Annotated in this window: 16 protein-coding genes; 7 read left to right on the top strand and 9 right to left on the bottom strand. The window is 50.4% G+C overall.

The genetic code is table 11. The features are described 5' to 3' along the window. The 3 genes from AAF564_18835 to AAF564_18825 form a co-directional block, all read left to right on the top strand. Positions 1 to 2,283: choice-of-anchor B family protein (locus tag AAF564_18835; GenBank protein ID MEM8487614.1), on the top strand; the 2,283-nt coding region annotated here is incomplete at its 5' end. Positions 2,284 to 2,763: 480 nt separating this feature from the next. Further along, positions 2,764 to 3,561, top strand: a complete 798-nt coding sequence (locus tag AAF564_18830) for an ABC transporter ATP-binding protein (protein MEM8487613.1) — start codon at positions 2,764 to 2,766, stop codon at positions 3,559 to 3,561. Between the two features lie 29 nt (positions 3,562 to 3,590). Continuing rightward, a complete protein-coding gene (locus tag AAF564_18825) occupies positions 3,591 to 4,412 on the top strand; it encodes an ABC transporter permease (protein MEM8487612.1) in 822 nt (273 codons plus the stop codon). A gap of 52 nt (positions 4,413 to 4,464) precedes the next feature. Here the strand turns inward: AAF564_18825 and AAF564_18820 are convergent, their stop codons facing one another. Beyond that, complete coding sequence (locus AAF564_18820; protein MEM8487611.1) at positions 4,465 to 5,655, bottom strand: carboxypeptidase-like regulatory domain-containing protein; 1,191 nt, start codon at positions 5,653 to 5,655, stop codon at positions 4,465 to 4,467. A gap of 329 nt (positions 5,656 to 5,984) precedes the next feature. Here AAF564_18820 and AAF564_18815 point away from each other — a divergent pair, with 329 nt between their 5' ends. Then, a complete protein-coding gene (locus AAF564_18815; protein ID MEM8487610.1) occupies positions 5,985 to 9,119 on the top strand; it encodes a PVC-type heme-binding CxxCH protein in 3,135 nt (1,044 codons plus the stop codon). Here AAF564_18815 and AAF564_18810 read toward each other — a convergent pair. From AAF564_18810 to AAF564_18785, 6 genes are all read right to left on the bottom strand, one after another. Further along, positions 9,101 to 9,550, bottom strand: coding sequence for a response regulator (locus AAF564_18810; GenBank protein MEM8487609.1), 450 nt, complete (start codon positions 9,548 to 9,550; stop codon positions 9,101 to 9,103). The two genes, AAF564_18815 and AAF564_18810, sit on opposite strands and share 19 nt — an antisense overlap. 117 nt (positions 9,551 to 9,667) lie before the next feature. Beyond that, on the bottom strand, positions 9,668 to 10,180 hold the full coding sequence (locus tag AAF564_18805) for an N-acetyltransferase (GenBank protein MEM8487608.1): 513 nt from the start codon (positions 10,178 to 10,180) through the stop codon (positions 9,668 to 9,670). An 82-nt stretch (positions 10,181 to 10,262) separates the two neighbouring features. Continuing rightward, positions 10,263 to 10,847 carry a carbonic anhydrase gene (locus tag AAF564_18800; protein ID MEM8487607.1) on the bottom strand — a complete coding sequence of 195 codons (585 nt, stop codon included), beginning with the start codon at positions 10,845 to 10,847 and terminating at the stop codon, positions 10,263 to 10,265. 111 nt (positions 10,848 to 10,958) lie between these two features. After that, complete coding sequence (locus AAF564_18795; protein ID MEM8487606.1) at positions 10,959 to 11,504, bottom strand: hypothetical protein; 546 nt, start codon at positions 11,502 to 11,504, stop codon at positions 10,959 to 10,961. A gap of 151 nt (positions 11,505 to 11,655) precedes the next feature. Then, positions 11,656 to 12,138 carry a CAP domain-containing protein gene (locus AAF564_18790; GenBank protein MEM8487605.1) on the bottom strand — a complete coding sequence of 161 codons (483 nt, stop codon included), beginning with the start codon at positions 12,136 to 12,138 and terminating at the stop codon, positions 11,656 to 11,658. Between the two features lie 329 nt (positions 12,139 to 12,467). Beyond that, entirely contained in the window at positions 12,468 to 13,049 is a 582-nt protein-coding gene (locus AAF564_18785; protein MEM8487604.1) for a pentapeptide repeat-containing protein, read from the bottom strand. A 210-nt stretch (positions 13,050 to 13,259) separates the two neighbouring features. Here AAF564_18785 and AAF564_18780 point away from each other — a divergent pair, with 210 nt between their 5' ends. After that, positions 13,260 to 15,035 (top strand): SBBP repeat-containing protein, encoded by a 1,776-nt coding sequence (locus AAF564_18780; protein ID MEM8487603.1) that lies wholly within the window; start codon positions 13,260 to 13,262, stop codon positions 15,033 to 15,035. Here AAF564_18780 and AAF564_18775 read toward each other — a convergent pair. Together AAF564_18775 and AAF564_18770 are read right to left on the bottom strand one after the other, a co-directional pair. Beyond that, positions 15,032 to 15,439 (bottom strand): hypothetical protein, encoded by a 408-nt coding sequence (locus AAF564_18775; protein ID MEM8487602.1) that lies wholly within the window; start codon positions 15,437 to 15,439, stop codon positions 15,032 to 15,034. The genes AAF564_18780 and AAF564_18775 overlap by 4 nt on opposite strands. After that, positions 15,429 to 16,274, bottom strand: coding sequence for an MBL fold metallo-hydrolase (locus tag AAF564_18770; protein MEM8487601.1), 846 nt, complete (start codon positions 16,272 to 16,274; stop codon positions 15,429 to 15,431). The genes AAF564_18775 and AAF564_18770 overlap by 11 nt, the downstream gene beginning before the upstream one ends. A 100-nt stretch (positions 16,275 to 16,374) precedes the next feature. On the opposite strand from AAF564_18770, the gene lgt reads away from it, so the two are divergent. Then, positions 16,375 to 17,157 (top strand): prolipoprotein diacylglyceryl transferase, encoded by a 783-nt coding sequence (lgt, locus tag AAF564_18765; protein ID MEM8487600.1) that lies wholly within the window; start codon positions 16,375 to 16,377, stop codon positions 17,155 to 17,157. Positions 17,158 to 17,168: 11 nt separating this feature from the next. Further along, positions 17,169 to 18,344 carry a carboxypeptidase-like regulatory domain-containing protein gene (locus tag AAF564_18760; GenBank protein MEM8487599.1) on the top strand — a complete coding sequence of 392 codons (1,176 nt, stop codon included), beginning with the start codon at positions 17,169 to 17,171 and terminating at the stop codon, positions 18,342 to 18,344. Positions 18,345 to 18,366 lie beyond the last annotated feature (22 nt).

Here is an 18,366-nt window from a genome sequence, read left to right as displayed (position 1 = left end):
GGCGCCATGGCATTGGGAGAAAATACCATTTTTGTAGGCGAAGCCCGAAATACAAATTTTCCCGGTTCAGTATACGTTTATGCAGATGATGAAAAACCGGGCACCTGGATTGAAACAACCAGGCTTGAACCAGCTGATGGATTCCCCGGCGACCGCTTTGGGCACGCCATGGCAGCTGATGGCACAACGTTGCTTGTTGGCATGAGCGGACACGGTGAAGAAACAGGTACCGTGCTCACCTACTCCCGCAATAGCGAAGGATTTTGGGAAGAGTCTGGCAGAATTAGCGCAACGGATGGCTTACCCGGCGACCGGTTTGGGAGCAATGTCGTCTTTTCGAATGGCATCGCCGCCGTTGCCGCGCCAGGTCGTGATAACAAAACAGGCAGCGTTTTTATCTTCAAAAAAATGGAAGATGGGAGCTGGAGTCAGCACAGTGTTTTACGTCCGGATGACGGAGTTGAAGGCGATGGCTTTGGCGTTTCGCTTGCCATGGCGGACATGCAGCTCCTCGCCGGCACCCCTGCCCATAACGAAAACAAAGGCGCAGCGTACCTATTCGCGTTGGATACAGAAAGCGAGCAATGGACCCAGCAGCGCAAACTCGAAGTCAACGGCGCGGAAGAGCAAACACAGTTTGGCCAGGTCGTTGCGTTCGGAAATGATGTAGCCTATGTCGCGGCCCCCCGGCACAATAATCGCCAGGGTGCAGTTTATGCATTCAACCTCAGCGCCAACAATTCTCGGAGAGGCCCGCAAATACTCACTGCTTATGACGGCCTCCGCAACAGCCGCTTTGGTACATCTATCCTTGTATCTGAAAACGAATTGTGGATTGGCGCACCGGGAGATAAACGGACGGGCAGTGCATACCTGTTCAGCAATCATGGCGAGCGGGGCTGGCAGAGCGTCACAAAAATCACAGGCGACAACCTGACCGGACGGGCTTCTTTTGGCACAGCCATGCTGCGCGATGCAAACGTTGCGGTATTTGGTGCAACCGGTATTGATGGCGGCGAGGGTGCTGCCCTCATCTTTGCGCGCAATGCAGAAAACAACAACTGGGATCAGCGACTCCGTGTAATCAACGAAGTCAAAGGCATTGAAGCGATTACGGGCAACGAAGTCAAATGTGAAGGAGACAAAGCCGCCGGCTTCGATTGCAAGGGGGTCAGCCTGCAGTCTTTCATCCCTATTAAAGAAATGGGTGGTGCGCGGGGCGTGATGGTCAATGACATTTGGGGATGGACCGACCCACAAACAGACAAAGAATACGCGCTGATCGGCAGGTCCGACGGTACTTCGTTTGTTGATGTCACCAATGCCAATAATCCAGTATATGTCGGCCAGTTATCCATGACGGAAGGCGCGCGCGCCAGCGTATGGCGTGACATCAAAGTCTACAAAGACCACGCATATATCGTTGCCGATGCTTCAGGCCAGCATGGGATGCAGGTATTCGATCTTACCCGCCTGCGGACCGGCAGTAGCGAACCGGTAGACTTTGATGCAGATGCCGTGTATGACAACATTGCTAGCGCGCACAACATTGTGATCAACGAAGACACAGGCTTTGGCTACGCAGTGGGCAGTAGCTCGGGTGGCGAAACGTGTGGCGGTGGATTACACATGATCAACCTTGAAGAGCCTAAAAACCCAACCTTTGCCGGCTGTTTTGCCGACGCAGAAACGGGCCGTAATAAAACCGGGTACTCACATGACGCACAGTGTGTGGTCTATCAAGGCCCGGATACCGAGCACCAGGGCAAAGAGATTTGTCTTGGATCAAACGAAACAGCGTTGAATATCGCTGACGTATCGGATAAAGAAAATCCTGTGTCGCTTTCAGTGGCAGATTATCCCAAAGTTGTTTACGCCCATCAGGGATGGCTCACCGAAGACCATCGTTATTTCTACATGAACGACGAAGGCGATGAGCCAACAAATGTCGTTGAAGGTACGCGAACGCTGGTTTGGGACGTGACCGACCTCGATGATCCGGTACTCGTCAAGGAATACATTGCAGAAACCACATCAACAGATCACAATCTATACATCCGTGGTGACTTGATGTACCAGTCCAACTACGATAGTGGATTCCGGGTACTCGACATCTCCTCCCCCGAGAACCCTGTAGAAGTAGGCTTTCTTGACACCACGCCATTTGAAGGTGGCGGGGGCGGCTCATGGAGTAACTACCCGTACTTTAAGAGCGGCAACATCATCGTGACCAGCATGCGCGAAGGGCTCTTTGTGATTAAGAAAGACGAAGTTGCTTTTTAATGCCTTGATTAGTGCCCTGTATCTGTGCCCGGACCCGGCGTATATTATGTCAGGTCCGGGTTTCTTTTTTGTTGTAACTTATCAACATAAAGGCCCGTAGGCCCCTTCAATTAACCAGTCAATCCCAGTAAAACGACCAGATTTCCGATGCGTCGAATCTCGCACACATAACACTTTTGCCTGAGCCGGCGCGTAGCTAATACGCCGCCGTCGCAAAAGTACGCACCTCTTGCATTCCAGACGCCATGTCGCTCTGCGCCACCGTGCCGTTCGCGACAGTCTGATCGGAAATCGTACGTTTATCCCACTTTTTCTTTCGCCCCCAACCGGGCATGGACTTTTTCACACGCAAATCAGCGTTCCTGCTGGTCTCCGTTCAAGTGGTTTCACCCGTGGTTTTCCTCTCGATGTAAGGCGCGAGCACCGCCAAGTTATGCGGCGCATCTGACAATTCAACGCTTACTGAAAACCAACGGACGTATGTTAGCAATAGAAGTACAGCACCTGAAAAAGGCATTTCGCAAGCGCAAAGGCTGGAACCGCCGGGTCGTTTCTGAGCAAGTAGCACTCGACAACGTCTCTTTTTCCATCCGAATGGGTGAGACGTATGGCCTGCTTGGCCCCAATGGCTCCGGCAAATCCACCCTGATTCGCATCCTTTCCACCCTGTTACACCAGGATGAAGGCACGGTACGCATGCTCGGCTACAGCTTGCCGCGAGATGCGCGCGCCGTGCAATGGGAAATCGGGCGGGTCAGTGTGGATGCAGCTTTCTACAAAAAGCTCTCACCACGGGAAAACCTGTTGTATGCGGCACAACTGTATGCGCTGGATCCCAAACAGGCAGAGCGACGCGCCATGGAAATCCTGGAGCGACTCGGCATTGAGTCCGATCGCTTTCGGGAGCCTATCGAGGAGATGAGTCGCGGTATGCAACAAAAGATTGCAATAACCCGCGCGCTCCTGCTCAATCCGCCCGTGCTTTTGCTGGATGAACCCACAACCGGGCTTGATCCAAAGAGCCGGCGGGATGTGCAGACCTTCCTGGAAGAATTACGCGAAGAGCAAGGGACTACAATCCTGCTTACGACGCACGATATGGCAGAGGCAGAGCGGCTTTGCGCGCGCATTGGCTTTCTCTCAAAAGGTAAACTGCTTATTGAGGGTACAGCCAACACGCTGAAAAAAGCAGCAAACGCGGAAACGCTTGATGATGCCTTTATCGCCATGGCCGGCGAATCGCTTGAAAAAGAAGAATCGTTAGCGGCTGTTGATTAGTACGCGGCCGCATAAATCTGGAATAGAAAATGATTACCTCAATTAGACAAACCTGGGCGTTTGTCTTCAGAAATTTCCACCTGCTCAGGCGCTACATGTCCTGGGTTGTCGTCTTCACATTCTACGAATTCGTTAATGCCGCCACCATTGTTCTCATTGGTGTTGCAGTAAACGAACCACGCCTGACCATAACCCTGATTCTTGGGGTTATGCTCTGGAATTTCCTTTCTGCCATGTTTCATGAAATTTCCAACTCTATCAGTTGGGAACGATGGGAAGGCACATTGGAATACACGTTCATGGCCCCAGTCTCCCGGTTTACCCACTTGCTGGGTGTAAGTATTTATGCCGTTTTATACAGCCTCGTCAACTCGACAGTTGTATTGCTCGGCCTTTTGCTTTTTGTAGATATAAACCTGTCGGGGGCCAACATGAGCGGCGTACTGGTGGTGGTGCTCACTGGGAGCGTCGCATTTACAGGCCTGGGCCTGATGGCAGCTGTGTTGCCAGTGATGAGTCCGGAGCACGGTGCCCAGGCTGCCAATATCTTCCAGGGGGTATTGCTACTGATTTCGGGGATTTACTACCCGGTTTCGGTATTGCCTGTGTGGCTACAGCCGTTGTCCTACATTTCGCCGGCCACGTACGTGCTCTCAGCAAGCCGTACCCTAATCGGACTCGATGAGCAAAGTGGTGAAATGCTGGAGACGGGGGGACAGCTTTCTGAAGTCATCCCCGAACTTACAACCCTCGCCATTATGGGGGTTGTTATGGTACCTTTGGGGCTCTGGATTTTCGGTAAAGTAGAAGCCTGGGCCAAGAAGACGGGCAAACTGAAACGAACGGGATAACATGGGTACCGGGTGACTGGTGGCTTTAAACCGCCAGCACCCGGTACTATTTTCATTCTTCGCGCTGCAGGGCATACTCTTGCGGTAACAGGTCAGCTACCCCCCGAGAAGCGAGGTACCCAAAAACAGTAACAGCACTCGACGCGCCTTGCGGTGAGTACAGGTAGCCAGACTCATGGACAGTCACTTCTCCCAACCGATTCATTTTCATATAAGAGAGTTGCTCGGATGGAGGGGGCTTTTTCTTGCCAAATAGCTTGACGCGATCTCCTTTTCTTTCGTAGTAAATCCTGATGAAATCACGAAAGGCCATTTTGTATTCGTATGCCTTTTTGGTCCTGCGCAAAATGGTGCGTTCGTCAAGGTCGTGATATTTCTGCAGGAATGGCTCTGGAGCCGGCGCCTGGTTACTGAAGTCCCGTAACAGGTAAAACCCTTCTTGCTCTGTGCGCAAGTGGATCATCGACCATAATAAATGCTGTAGTGATCCTTTGAATACATACTCCCGCTGCTCCTGCCATGCTTTACGCTGCTTATTATTCTCCGGCGCCATTTCTTCAAATCGCCAGGTGCCCTGCGTCATATTCAGATCGTCCTCTTCTGAATAAGTCAGTTGGTCCAAAACAAAAGTCACTTTATATCCGAGTCCTTTGTTTTCAATGAGCAGCGGCTCACTCGCAAAGGCCTCAAATTCCCCATCTTCTTCCCTGAAGCTCAGCACGTATTCATTGGTAATCAGGCTTTCGCGCGCATTGTAAGATCTGCCAAGAAACAGCTCTCTGAACTGCACCAGTTGCTCTTGCCACTGGCGGGGAGCATCCTCCTCCACAGTCACACCTTCCAGTTCATACACGGTCGGCTTTAAAAGAATGGCTACGTTCCCGGGCACAATGCCCTCCTGTACTTCAATCAACACCGACTCAGAATCATATCCAATGATAGATGCAACAACTTTGTATGCACCGGAAAGCACGTTTTCCAAAACGAAGCGCCCATCGTTGTCGGTAATCGTTCCCTGAAGCCGGCTCGCCAGGAAAACATGCACGCCAACCAGTGGCTCACTCGTTTCAGCATCCAGGATAGTACCCAATATGTTTTGGCCCGCTGCAGTTACAGCCGCACCACTTTCTGCGGATGTATTTTCGGATGGCGCATCCTGTGCTTTGGCCGGCAGGGCGATGCAAAACAGGAGTAATGCTAGGAAAATATATCTTGTTGATCTGATCTTATAGAAGTGCATCATGCATTCTCATCTATCATAAAGTACAGTCGATAATTAGGTTATATTCAAGACACTGCTTAATAACAGGTACATAAAATACCCTGAATAGTTTGGCTTGCGCTATATAAATTATGTGATATAACCTGTGTGGTATGCGGTCAGCCAAGCCATGCTTATGCAGGAACCACCCTACATGGCTATTGTAACCAAATCACCACCAACCACCCATACCTCCCTTGCAAAATATGAGGCGGCTATACTTATTCATTTTCGGATGTTCAACGGTCTGCCTGTCGCTGCTCATCGCCGCTGGATCCCTTTTTCTTGATACAGCTTCAATCGATGTCAATATGCTGACTGTTGCAAAGAGCAGCATGTGGCGCACCCCGGCCAACCCGGATATCAGTGTTGAACTATGGGCCAAAGAGCCCATGCTGAAAAACACAGTTGCCATAAGCCACGACAACAAAGGCGGTATATACGCAACAGAAGCAAACAGAAGGAAATCAACTGATCTAGACTCGCGCAATATGCGTGGACTTGAACCATTGCCGTGGCCAGTTATCGATTATAGTATACAATCTGTTGCCCAGCGGCGCGAGGTACTTCGAGAGTACCTTGCTCCAACCACATCCCTTTCACATCCCTGGTTAAAAGATTTTAATAAAGATGGCGCCAGGAACTGGCACGACCTGAAAGAAAAGAGCGAACGCCTGCATTTTCTGCAAGATACGGACAGCAATGGTGTGGCTGACAAAGCTTCTGTCTTTGCAGAAGGCTTCAACACCGAGGTGACGGGTACTGCAGCCGGCGTACTCTGGCACAACAACAAAGTCTACTTTACTGTCATTCCGGATTTATGGCTGCTCGAGGATCTCGACAATGACGGCATTGCAGATGAAAGAAGATCTTTAATAACCGGGCATGGCGTCCATATCAGCATAGGAGGGCATGACCTGCACGGCCTTACAGTAGGCCCTGATGGGAGAATTTATTGGTCGGTAGGAGACAAGGGTGCCAATATCACATCGCTTGAGGGCCGGCAATTTAGTTACCCTAATCAAGGACTCGTCATGCGCAGCGAACCGGATGGCAGCAACTTCGAAGTTTTTGCCCACGGACTGCGCAACTGTATGGAGCTTGCGTTCGACGACTTCGGCAACCTCTTCTGCGTTGACAACGACGGCGACTTTAAAGGCGAACGCGAACGCATGGTGTACGTCACCCGGCATAGCGACACGGGCTGGCGGATCAACTGGCAATACAACATGACCAACAAGTGGGCTGAAGACAATGGATTGCCAACATACAATCCGTGGCTGGCCGAGCGGTTACATGTACCATATTTTGAGGGACAGGCTGCGTATATCACGCCGGCACTCGAAAACTATTCTGATGGCCCTGCCGGCTTTACCCGTAACCCGGGCACAGCCCTTTCTTATGCATACAAAGACTACTTTTTTGTCACCCAATTCCCCGGACAAAAAATCACGGCCTTCCAGTTGCGCCCCAAAGGAGCAGCGTTTGAAATGGCAAACGAACAGCACTTCCAAAGTGGCTTCATGGCTACCGGCATGAGTTTCGGTCCGGATGGCGCCTTATATGTAGCTGACTGGGGCGGTAACTGGGAGCCCACCGAGAAAGGCGGCATATTCAAACTCGACGTAAAATCAGATCCCCATCCTTTGCGTGAACAAACCGCAGAACTCCTAGCAGCCGGCTTTGCGCAGCTAACCGTAGATTCCCTTGTAGCTTTACTCAACTACCCGGACCAACGTGTGAGGCAAGGCGCACAGTTTGCCCTGGTTGAGCATAACCAACAAGATGCACTACATCGAACAGTGTTCGACACGTCGACACCGCAGTTTGCCCGCGTACACGGAATATGGGGTTTGGGACAACTTGCAAGAGCAAACACCCTTACGCAGCGCATTGCTATTGACCGTTTATTGGCTGACACCAACCCACAGGTTCGCATTCAAGCGTGCCGGCTTATACAGGAAGCGCCAGCTTTATTTGCTGAATTTGAATCATCGCTCGTTCAGTCACTCCAAGATGAAAACCTGCAGGTTCGATTTCATGCCGCCCAGGCGTTGGGCAGCGTTGGGACGACCGCATCAGCTCCGGCGCTCTTTGAAGCACTCCGTAATACAGCAGGCAAAGACCCCTTTATCAGACACAGTATCGCTACAGCCCTTACCGGCATAAACGACGTTCAAAGCCTGCTTAATGTAAAAGACGATCCTTCTAACAGTGTTCGAACAACTGCCGTTGTGGCTTTGCGCAGGATGAAGTCTCCAGTAATCACCACATTCCTAACAGATGCTGATCCACTGGTTGTACTTGAAACTGCCCGTGCTATCCACGACGACTTTGGGATTCCAGAAGCCATGCCGGCCCTTGCAGCACTGCTCAACAACACGCCACATGCAGATAATGAACCGCTGATGCGCCGGGTGCTCAACGCCAATTATCGATTGGGCAAGCAAAAGCATGCAGCAGCAGTACTCGACTTCTTTATGTCGGGAGTTGCCAGTTCTGACCTGCAAAAAGAAGCACTCGCCATGCTGCAACACTGGACCAACCCTCCAGTACTCGATCGGGTGGAGCGACGCTACCGTGTCCTCGACAGCCGAGACCCTGGAGAAATCAGTTCGCTCTTGAATGCTCAGCTTGCAACATTACTACAGCGTAATTCCGACAATGCCATAATCAAGTTGCTTCGGCAGTACAACGTCAGCCTCGATCCTGAGTTATTGCAAAACCGGTTGGCTGACGAAAGCAGAGCTATATCAGAGAGAACAGAAATTCTGGCGTTACTCATCAACCAAACCCGTCAGGCCAGGCAGGCTTACCGTACTGCTTTCGAAAGTGCATCGACAACCCTTCGCCAGGAAGCCCTTGCGCTGATGGCTGAAAGCGATCAGAAAGAAGCTGTAAAGCGTATAGAAAAAATCCTGGGTAACCAATCGGGAGTACAGGAACGCCAACATGCTCTAACCACGCTGGCCGGCATTGAGACGCGTAGCGCGAAAAAACTTGCGAATCGGCTCCTTCAAAATCTACGCACCGGAAAAATACGTCCAGAAGAACAGCTTGAAGTCTTTTTTCTTGGACAAGCGCACAGCATTGCCGTAGATGATCTTGAAACCGAAGAAGGCGCGGGGGAGGAAGCACCTTTTGCCTATAGCATGGCTGGTGGTGATGTATTGGCCGGACAAAAAATATTTAACGAACATCCTGTGGCACAGTGTATCAGGTGCCATGCTGTAACAGAAGGAGAAGGTAGCGCCGTTGGCCCCAATCTATCAGGTGCCGGCTCAACCCATAGCAGCAGTTACCTGATGGAAGCACTGGTGACGCCCAGCATTATACTGGCAGATGGGTTTGACAACGCGGCCGGCATCTCGGCGATGCCGCCAATGGGACAAATTCTCTCAGCCAAAGAGTTGCGTGACGTAATGGCTTATCTGGGTTCGCTGTAAGGTAGCACTGTTTTCGCCAAAGGTACGCGAGCAAGGGTTTGCCAGAGCACGTCTTCATCAAACGGTTTGCATATGAAGTCATTAAACCCGCAAGCGTTGTCTGTTACAAAAGTATAATCCGCGTTATTGGTTGAAAGTACGATCCAGGGCTGTTTCCATAATGCGGGTAACGAATGGATGCGTTTTGCTGTACCGCAGGCATCAAGGGCCGGCATCTCTTCATCAATAATGGCTACGTCGTATGGTTTAAACCGTACAGCCTGTACTACTTCGTGCCCGTTGGACACAACATCCACTTCATATCCCATAACGCGAAACATGCGTTCTGCAATTTTTTGCTCTAGAATATTATCGTCAGCCAATAAGATGCGAAGATATGCCGCGGGCTTCCTGTTGCGTCCCTGATTTCCTTTTTTTTGACCTGCATACATGGCAGTGCCTTTTCGATGGTATAAAAAGTAGTGTGTCGTATATCAAAAGAGTCGACACATCTACACCATCCTTAATGCACTACCTTGTTGTTGAAAGGTGGTTTTCCGAATACAATTTCAACCCAATTCATCAAAACAGCGATGATAGACCAGGGTACCTGTTAGTGCTTCGAGTACCTCGTCTTGAAAGGCTTTGACCATAAATACTTCGGGCGGGACATCGTAGGTACTCTGCAATCCATGCTTGGCAGCTACCAAAAACCCAAACCGTGGATAGTACGCAGGGTGACCAAGTACAGCGACAAGTCCGTAGCCGGCAGCTTCGCATGCATCAAGTCCGGCTTCAACCAGGGCTGAGCCAATGCCTTTGTTTTGATGTGAAGACAAAACAGCCATCGGCGCCAGTCCGGCGAGTAGTACAGGAGTCTCCTGTTCTTTGAGTTGCATCGGGGAGAACAGGATATGTCCGACCACGTCGGCGTCGGTTTCTGCAACAAGTGACAGGCACGTTGCCTGCGTACGCAGCGCATCAACCAAATCAGCTTCAGCGGATGATGGGAAGGCGTCGAGATGCACAAGGCGTACCGCGGCCATGTCCTCCGGTTGCTCTTTGCGGATTTGGAAGCTCATTGATTGTACTAAAGATTGTAGGGACTACTTCTGAAAACCGTTCTCCGTGTAAGGGAGTCAATGCTGTTATAGCCCGCAAAATCTAATCATCTAAAAATGCAACGCGGCCGGTATCGAGCGCATACACAGCGCCACAAATTTGCAGACGCTCTTCTGCAACAGCAGCTTCAAGGAGGGGAGACTGCACCACAAGTTCGGCTATGGTGTGTTTCACATTGGCTACAACTGCAGCTTCAAGCTCATCGATACCTGCAATTGATGGTTTGATGGCATCGACAATAGAAACGAGTCCTGCTGTAAGTGAACCAGAAGGTTCGCGCACTTCAGCAAGCGTCGCGGCAACAGCTCCACAGCCCTGATGCCCCAATACAACGAGTAGCGGCGTGCCCAATATCCCAACCGCATACTCAATACTTCCAATTTGCTGCGGCCCAGCGATATTGCCGGCTACCCGAATCACAAACAAGTCACCAGGCCCTTCATCAAACACCATTTCAACGGGCACGCGTGAATCTGCGCACCCCAAAACAATGGCATAGGGCGCCTGGCCGCCAACCAACTCACCGCGGCGTTCTGCCAGCTTGCTCCGGTCTATTCGAGACTGACCGCCTACATACTTTGCATTGCCCGCTTTTAACCGCGCTAGTCCTTCTTTTGCCTGGGTCATATCAATCTTTATGCTTGTATCTATTTGCTACCATAAGCCGTCCGCTTCCTACAGACGTATTTATGCCGGAAAATAGTGACCCGCAACTACAAGCTCCAATGCATTTTGTGCTTATTCCGCCCACTCGGGCACGGGCGTGTCCGGATTGAACAATTCATCGACGTAATACTTGCGGCGCTCTTTTGCATTCCCCACATAGAGTCCGGCCAGATTTGTCCCAATCATGATGCTGGGCCGGCTGTTGTTTGGAAGCAGGCCTTCTCTATGGCCTCGATCAAGCACGATATGCCCCAACTCATGAAAAACCAGGGCTTCATTGTCTTCAACGGGCCGATCTATCCAACACGTTTTGCTGGTGACAATGGTAATGGTTGGTTGCCCTGTTTCAGGATCATCATACCAGGGTGCAAAACCGCATAGCGACTGGCCTTCAAAAACAACTTCATCTGCAATTTCGAACTGCACAAGTGACATGATGCCTTCAATGTCAACACTGCGCATTGCCGCTTCAAACCGAAAAGCTTGTGCATGCATCTGGATCTCTTCCAGGTAATCTCTTGGAGCTTCTGGTTCTTCTTTTTCGAAAACACTGCAAGCGTTCAGGCAGAAAATCATGCCGGCGCACAGTACAATCGTGGTAAAGCGGCTTACTTTCATGGTGTTTCTCAGCGTAATAAGGGCATCTTAATTGTTGATCAAATTTGATTCCTAAACAAAAAAGGGGTGTGCGCAGGCAATAACCAAAACCTGTACACACACCCCTTAATTTTTGTCCCTGTGTTTCGCAGGGCCATTCTTTCATTGACGATTATTTCATTGGTGAAGCAAATACTTGCGCCCAGTAACTTTCGTACTGCGATGCCTGGTTTGTAACGCATGCAGCACCAAGTTCGGTATAATCCGGATTCATGATGGTTTTGCAGTGACCTTCACTATCCAACCATCCATATACCGCATCAGATACTGTTTCTATGCCGGCATAAATGTTTTCACCAACGTAACGCCAGTTGTACCCAAACTCCTGCACACGAATGCCAACATGTGTGCTGTCAGGACCACGATGGGCAAAGAAGTTTTCTGTTGCCATGTTGTATGCATGTAGCCTGGCAGCGCGTTCGAGCGTGTAATTCCACGCAACGGGAGGTGCACCTTCAAACGCAATCACCCCACACTGACGTGGTTGCGACCGCGCCTTATTAATAAGGTATACCATTTGTTTGCGGAGCAGCTCAGACGACGTACAAGTGATGCCTTCAGTCAATTCGGCCGTAGGTGTCTTCGTCGTATACACTGCTAAGAGAGGGGGGTGTTGAGCTTCGGGGAGCAGAGGGGTTTCGAGCGACAAATAGAATTGTGAAATCCCCCAAATCAAAAACAGAAGAGCAAGCGTTCTCATATTCCTTATCCTTTCTCATTACTTAACGCAATTCTTTTCTTTAATCTGGGCGGGGGGCTCGATCAAATGAGATCAAAGAACATTTTGGTTTGGGGACATCAAGTATCTTACCAATTCCTTCACAATTACATCCAGACACAAAACTGCCACAAAACTGCCAGATTTAACAGACGTTTTAGCCCGGTATTGTATACACTTTTTTTTCCGCGGCCGGCAAACAAGCCTTAATCAACCTTTACCCCAAAACGATTGAGGAGCACGAGCACTTCGGGATAGGAGAATCGGGCCTTCGTCAGTCGGCTGTCGGTGGGGTCTATGGTATAGTGTTGGGCGCCCCGCAAATCTGCTCCGGATAAATCCGCACGGCTAAAATCTGCACCTTTGAGGTTGCTGTGCTGCAAATCAACCCGCTTTAGCGTTGCACCTTCGAAAACGCTGTCTGTCAAATCGCTTGAAGTGAGCCTGCAGCCAGAGAGATCCATGTCCTGAAAAATGCAGTATGGCGCACTGCTGTCGGATAGGGTGATGGAGAAGAGTAGCTGGTTACATGCGGTAAAATCAACGCCGGCGAGTTTGCACCTTATAAACGCGACATCAGAAAACCGCGCGTCATACAACCGGGCATTGCTGAAATTACAATCCATCAGCTCACAGTCGGCCCACTGCGACTTGCTCAGTTTTGCGCCTTCAAAGTTGCATGTCTTAAACGAACAGTCGCGAAAGATAAAATCGGTGAGGTCCTGTTCACGACAATCCAGATTTTCAAATTGTTCTTCGTCAAAAACGGTAGCGTTGAAACTGTGCATAAGAATCCTTGCCCGGGTATCAAAATTGGCGATTAATCGTGATGCCTTTGTATAGCCTGATGATGCCTTGCTTGTTCTCTCTAAGCAGACGATTTTGAGGAGGAGCTATTTTTTGTCAAGCGCTGTTTCTACATTGACCTACGGTCCGGTACGATGCAAGCACGCCCCCCACTGAAGACCCGTTTTTCAGATTACAAATCGTGCGTGACCATGACGAAAGGATTTTACCACCCTTTTTATTCAGATTGGCGCATGGCTGTTCTGCTTTACAGTCTGCCTGTTCTCCTGTTTTTCCCGTTAGAGGCCAAAGGCCAATTTGCTGCAAAAGAAACAGCAACAGGGGTTGCCTGGATAAAAGCTATTTCTGGCTCAGACTACAGTGCCGGCGCTGACATTGCTGTTGACCCACAGGGTAATGTTATTTACGCTGGTGTTTTTCGGGAGGAAATCACCCTGGACAACGATCCAGACTACCGCTTTTCCAACCGCGGCAAATCGGACATCGTTTTACTCAAGACGACGCCTGCCGGCGATGTGATCTGGATGCAGACCATTGGCGGCGTAGGCGATGACCGTGCGTTCCGTATTGCAATAGATACGGCGGGGCACGTTTATCTCACAGGTTCATTTGAACGCGTCATCAGATTCGAGGATAGCAACGACCAGCATACCCTGGAAAGCACGGGTAAAGAAGATGCCTTTCTTGCAAAGTTTGATGCAGATGGCCAGATATTGTGGAGTGCAAAGGCCGGCGGTGAACGATCAGATCAGGGCATCGGCCTCACGCTGAGCCCGGATGGCAAGGTGTACATCTCCGGATTCTTTGAGACATCCGCTGTTTTTGGTAATCAGACCATCACAAGCAAAGGACAACTCGATGCATACATTGCGCAATACAATGCTGCCGGCACCTTCAACTGGGTACGAACCCTGGGCGGTGAAAGAAGAGACCTGGCTTCTGGCATTGCTGCTGACAGTAAAGGCCGGGTATACGTCACAGGTGTCACCCGCGGCCCTTTGCCTTTGCTTGATACCGACCCTGCACGGGTATATGGCGCTCCTCACGGGCAAGATGACCTGTTTCTGGCAAGGTATACGCCAACCGGGACACTAGACAAGCTTACGTATATGGGCGGCCGGGGCTTTGACGCTGCCAATGCCCTAACCGTTGATACTGAGGACAACGTGTACATCGCCGGCTACTTCGAAGACGAGGCTGCGCTTGACGATTTCACCGGCTCCTCTACGCTCATGCAAGGCCAGTCTTTTGACCTCTTTGTTTCCAAGTTTGACAGCGATGGCGCACTTGCGTGGGCAAATACAGCCGGCGGCGACTTATGGGATAATGCCTACGACATCGATGTTGACCCACAGGGCGATGTATTCATCACCGGTCTATTCAGAAAAGCCGCGGATTTCACCGGGAATACAGAAAACGACCTCGAAGGCCTCGGCGAAGCCAATGCTTTTATCGCACGCTATCGATCAAATGGCGTGCTGGCCGGCTTGCAAAGAATAGATGGTGCAAAGTCGGAAGGTGCCGGTATTGCTACCGATAGAGGCGGCAATGTATTTCTCACAGGTATTTTTGTACAGGACGCGTTGTTCGAAGGCCGGGCGCAATCCCTTTCCAGCGCAACGTTTGCCTCCTTTATCGCCCGGTACGATGCAACAGGATTTGAAGCGCAACCAGATGAACGCCTTTTGCAAGCTGAAAACCAGCCGGCTTTTCTCCTTTCTCCTAATTTCCCCAATCCGTTTGCTTCCCAAACCACGTTCGAAATAGCACTGGACGCCCCCGCTTCGGTTCGTCTTTATGTATACGATGCGCTCGGCAGGGTAATGGATGAAATCAGCAATAGCGAACTTGCAGCCGGCGTATACCAGTTTGTGTATGACGCCAGCCGGCTTGCGCAAGGGACCTATTTTGTTCGATTGGAAACACCAACAGGGCAGGTTACGCGGACCATTACGCGTGTGCGCTAACGCAGGCCGACTTTGCAATCCCGCAGCGTTACCGCTGACTGGCCCGCTGATGCGATACATACCCGGGTACTCTGCACGTAATTTTTCATCTGGCCCGAAGCATCTATATATAAGACCTTCAGCGATGGGCCTTTGTCAGGGCTACTGAGTTGCAACTCAAGCGTATTGCCATTGACCGGGATATCAAAGGGCGTCATCCGTCTCTCAAGGGGCGGGTTACTTTGGCCGTTTTCTATCCAGCGCAATACCATGACTTCTGCCTGTTGTAAATCGCCATAGCTGGATTGCACCCGAACAACAGCTCCCGATGTAGTGCTGCCGGGCGCCCGGAGCACGGTTGAGGGCTTTGCACAGCCCATAGCCATCATCAAAAACAACACTGCAATTGAGGTGCTACTTTTCATAGTGTATTGCTTCAAGGGGTTCAGCTAGCACCCGGGCCCCAGGATAATATTGATTGGCAAGCCGGCGTAATTTTGTCTCATCGCCGGGCGAAACGTGTAAAAAAGCCAGATGGCGTGGTTGAATCACTTCATCTATTACCGCCCGGCCTTCACGTTCGGAAAGAAACCACGAAGGAAGCAGGGCAACGTCGATAGACAGCTCGGCTACAAGTTTTTCGATATCTGCCCGGCCAAAACCGGGATCTCCAACATGTAGGAACCGGAGCCCTTCCATTTCAACCACATGCCCAAGATTTTGAATCCATCGGAAGCGCGCAGATCCATGTGCTACTTTGCCGGCACGAATGGTCACTGCTTTTCTTTCAATCGTTACGTACGCCCCCTCTTTGTAAGCAATGCGCTGCATTTGATCTGAAAATTGTGCCCCATGACCAAGCAAGCTGTCGACTACCTGGTTGCTGCTTATGAGCAAAGCATCGGGTTGGGCCTCAAGAAGCGCGGCAACATCCGAGGCATCAAAATGGTCGCGGTGGATGTGCGAGACCAATACAAGGTCAATGGCATTAAATGGAGGTGCCCCCTCGAGCATTGCAGTCTTCACGGCAGGCGGTGTTGATCGGTACGCCGGGCGGTACGGCTGGTGCAACCCATCGATCAGTACCTGCTGGTCGCCAGCGCTGAGTAGCACGCCGGCATTCGCTATATAGTGCATAGATACGCCGGCGCGCGCCAGATCCGTGTCCCTATTGTCAACATAGAAATGAAACCCGCTGGCTGTTACAAACACTAAAACCAGCAGGAAGCCGGTAAAGCGGGTGAGATTAACTTTGTTCATCTGTAGCCTCCGGATGCTTTGGTCTCTGCTGCTAAAGCGCTACCTTGCTATACCTAACTGATACCTACGTGTTCTCTTCAACAAAACACTGTATATATTTGTGAGCCCTTTTCGCTGGGAAGCCGGTCCGATTCTACTTGAACTTGGTCCTTTGACGATCCGCTGGTACGGATTGCTGTTTGCAACAGGATTTTTCCTAGGATTCCTGTACATGCGTTATGTTTATGACCGAGAGCGCAAACCCGTCGCAGAACTCGACAACCTGTTGCTTTACATGATGATTTCAACCATCGTGGGTGCCCGCCTCGGACACTGCCTGTTTTATGAGCCGGCGTATTACCTCAGTAATCCAGTAGAAATTCTGAAAGTATGGCGAGGTGGACTTGCCAGCCACGGCGGGGCTATCGGGATCCTCACCGGGATGTACCTGTATTCAAAAAGTAGGCGCAACCAACCTTACTTGTGGCTACTCGACCGCATTGTAGTACCTATTTCGTTGGCCGGCTGCCTCATCAGGCTCGGAAATTTCTTCAACTCGGAAATTCTGGGCGTACCAACAGAGAAAAGCTGGGGAGTTATTTTTGCGCGTATAGATGAACTACCACGCCATCCCGCGCAACTCTACGAGTCTATCTGCTACTTGCTGATTTTCATTGTTTTGCACAAAACGTACAGTAAGTACGGCAAAGACACACCCCGAGGAATGTTGCTGGGCTTGTTTCTGATCCTGGTTTTTTCTGCGCGTTTTCTGGTTGAATTTGTTAAGGTGCGCCAGGCTGCATTTGCGGAGGGTTTGCCGCTTAGCATGGGTCAGCTCTTGAGCATACCCGCAGTGATTGCCGGCGTGGTGCTTTTGGTACGCTCCCAAAAACAGTCTAACTGATTTTCAAAGCCATGTACATTCAAACTGTACGCTGTCGCCTTCAAAGCCGCATACCGCAATTCGCGGTATCGCTTTGTCTGTTACTGTTGTTTACAGATTGTGTGTTTACGGGCAGTGCTTTCGCACAAAACAGAGGTGCTGTCAGCGGTATCATCCGTGATGCAGAAACTGATGAATCGTTACCCGGCGCACACGTTTATCTGGCCAATACAACCATTGGCGATATCACAGATCCGAATGGCTTTTTCAATATTCAGGATGTGCAAGCCGGTGCCTATCAAATCATTGTAACCATTATTGGCTACAAAGCTTTCCAGCAGACCATCGAGATTGCTGCTAATGGCGAAACGGACCTGTCGCTTCTGCTTGAAAAAGACGTATATGAAGTAGGCGAAATAACCGTTACGGACAGCCAGCCTAAAAGCTGGAAACGAGACCTCACCCGATTCAAACGCATGTTTCTGGGCAACACGCCTAACAGGCGCGGCTGCGAAATTGAAAATCCCTTCGTTATCAACTTTAAACGACTCGACAGCTATTTTGAGGCTTCTGCGGATCAGCCCATTGTGATCACCAACAAATACCTGGGGTATAGAGTCACGTACCTGCTTAACGAATTTAGCTCTGGTGGCAATCAGTTCAGATTTACGGGGCAGCCCATTTTTGAGGAAATCGAACCGCGGGACAAGAAAGAAGCCAGGCGCTGGAAAAAACGCAGGCAGGAATCTTTCCAGGGTTCATTCAAACATTTCTTGCGTAGTGTAGCACAAGGCACATTACAGGAAGAAGGTTTTGAGGTCTATCTGAATGAAACGCTTTTCTGGCAACGCCCGCATGCTGAATTGATGGATTACTTTGAGGAAACAGATGCTGCAGCAGACTTGAATGCATTCTTAAAACCCCACCCGGTACCTCACGAAAGGGTAATGGAGTTTGCCGGCTACCTGCATGTCTTTTTTCAAAAGGAAATGATGCACAGGGATTTTTACGAATCCGTTTCCATGAACTATAATCCATCCAAAGAGCCTGTACGTGCAGTGATACGATTGACACATATCGATGCAATCTTTAATGAAATAGGATTTCTAAACAATGCATTCGACATAGCCCGGTACGGCTACTGGAACTGGGAAAGTGGTATTTGTAACTGGTTGCCGTTCAACTATGGCCTTGAGCCGGCTGGTTAAAGTTGTAGTTGTGCGCTTTAGG

The sequence above is a fragment of the Bacteroidota bacterium genome (genome assembly GCA_039111535.1).
In the GTDB taxonomy this organism is placed as follows: Bacteria; Bacteroidota; Rhodothermia; order Rhodothermales; family JAHQVL01; genus JBCCIM01.
Note: the sequence above shows the minus strand (reverse complement) of the source record. Positions and strands in the feature narration are given on the sequence as shown.

Excerpts from the sequence above, each read along its gene's own strand:
- AAF564_18800 (MEM8487607.1), bottom strand. The coding sequence starts at position 10,847 with ATGACCCAGGCAAAAGAAGGACTAGCGCGGTTAAAAGCGGGCAATGCA.
- AAF564_18770 (MEM8487601.1), bottom strand. The coding sequence starts at position 16,274 with ATGAACAAAGTTAATCTCACCCGCTTTACCGGCTTCCTGCTGGTTTTA.
- AAF564_18830 (MEM8487613.1), top strand. The coding sequence starts at position 2,764 with ATGTTAGCAATAGAAGTACAGCACCTGAAAAAGGCATTTCGCAAGCGC.
- AAF564_18795 (MEM8487606.1), bottom strand. The coding sequence starts at position 11,504 with ATGAAAGTAAGCCGCTTTACCACGATTGTACTGTGCGCCGGCATGATT.
- AAF564_18775 (MEM8487602.1), bottom strand. The coding sequence starts at position 15,439 with ATGAAAAGTAGCACCTCAATTGCAGTGTTGTTTTTGATGATGGCTATG.
- AAF564_18815 (MEM8487610.1), top strand. The coding sequence starts at position 5,985 with ATGCTGACTGTTGCAAAGAGCAGCATGTGGCGCACCCCGGCCAACCCG.
- AAF564_18780 (MEM8487603.1), top strand. The coding sequence starts at position 13,260 with ATGACGAAAGGATTTTACCACCCTTTTTATTCAGATTGGCGCATGGCT.
- AAF564_18760 (MEM8487599.1), top strand. The coding sequence starts at position 17,169 with ATGTACATTCAAACTGTACGCTGTCGCCTTCAAAGCCGCATACCGCAA.
- AAF564_18825 (MEM8487612.1), top strand. The coding sequence starts at position 3,591 with ATGATTACCTCAATTAGACAAACCTGGGCGTTTGTCTTCAGAAATTTC.
- AAF564_18810 (MEM8487609.1), bottom strand. The coding sequence starts at position 9,550 with ATGTATGCAGGTCAAAAAAAAGGAAATCAGGGACGCAACAGGAAGCCC.
- AAF564_18805 (MEM8487608.1), bottom strand. The coding sequence starts at position 10,180 with ATGAGCTTCCAAATCCGCAAAGAGCAACCGGAGGACATGGCCGCGGTA.
- AAF564_18785 (MEM8487604.1), bottom strand. The coding sequence starts at position 13,049 with ATGCACAGTTTCAACGCTACCGTTTTTGACGAAGAACAATTTGAAAAT.
- AAF564_18820 (MEM8487611.1), bottom strand. The coding sequence starts at position 5,655 with ATGATGCACTTCTATAAGATCAGATCAACAAGATATATTTTCCTAGCA.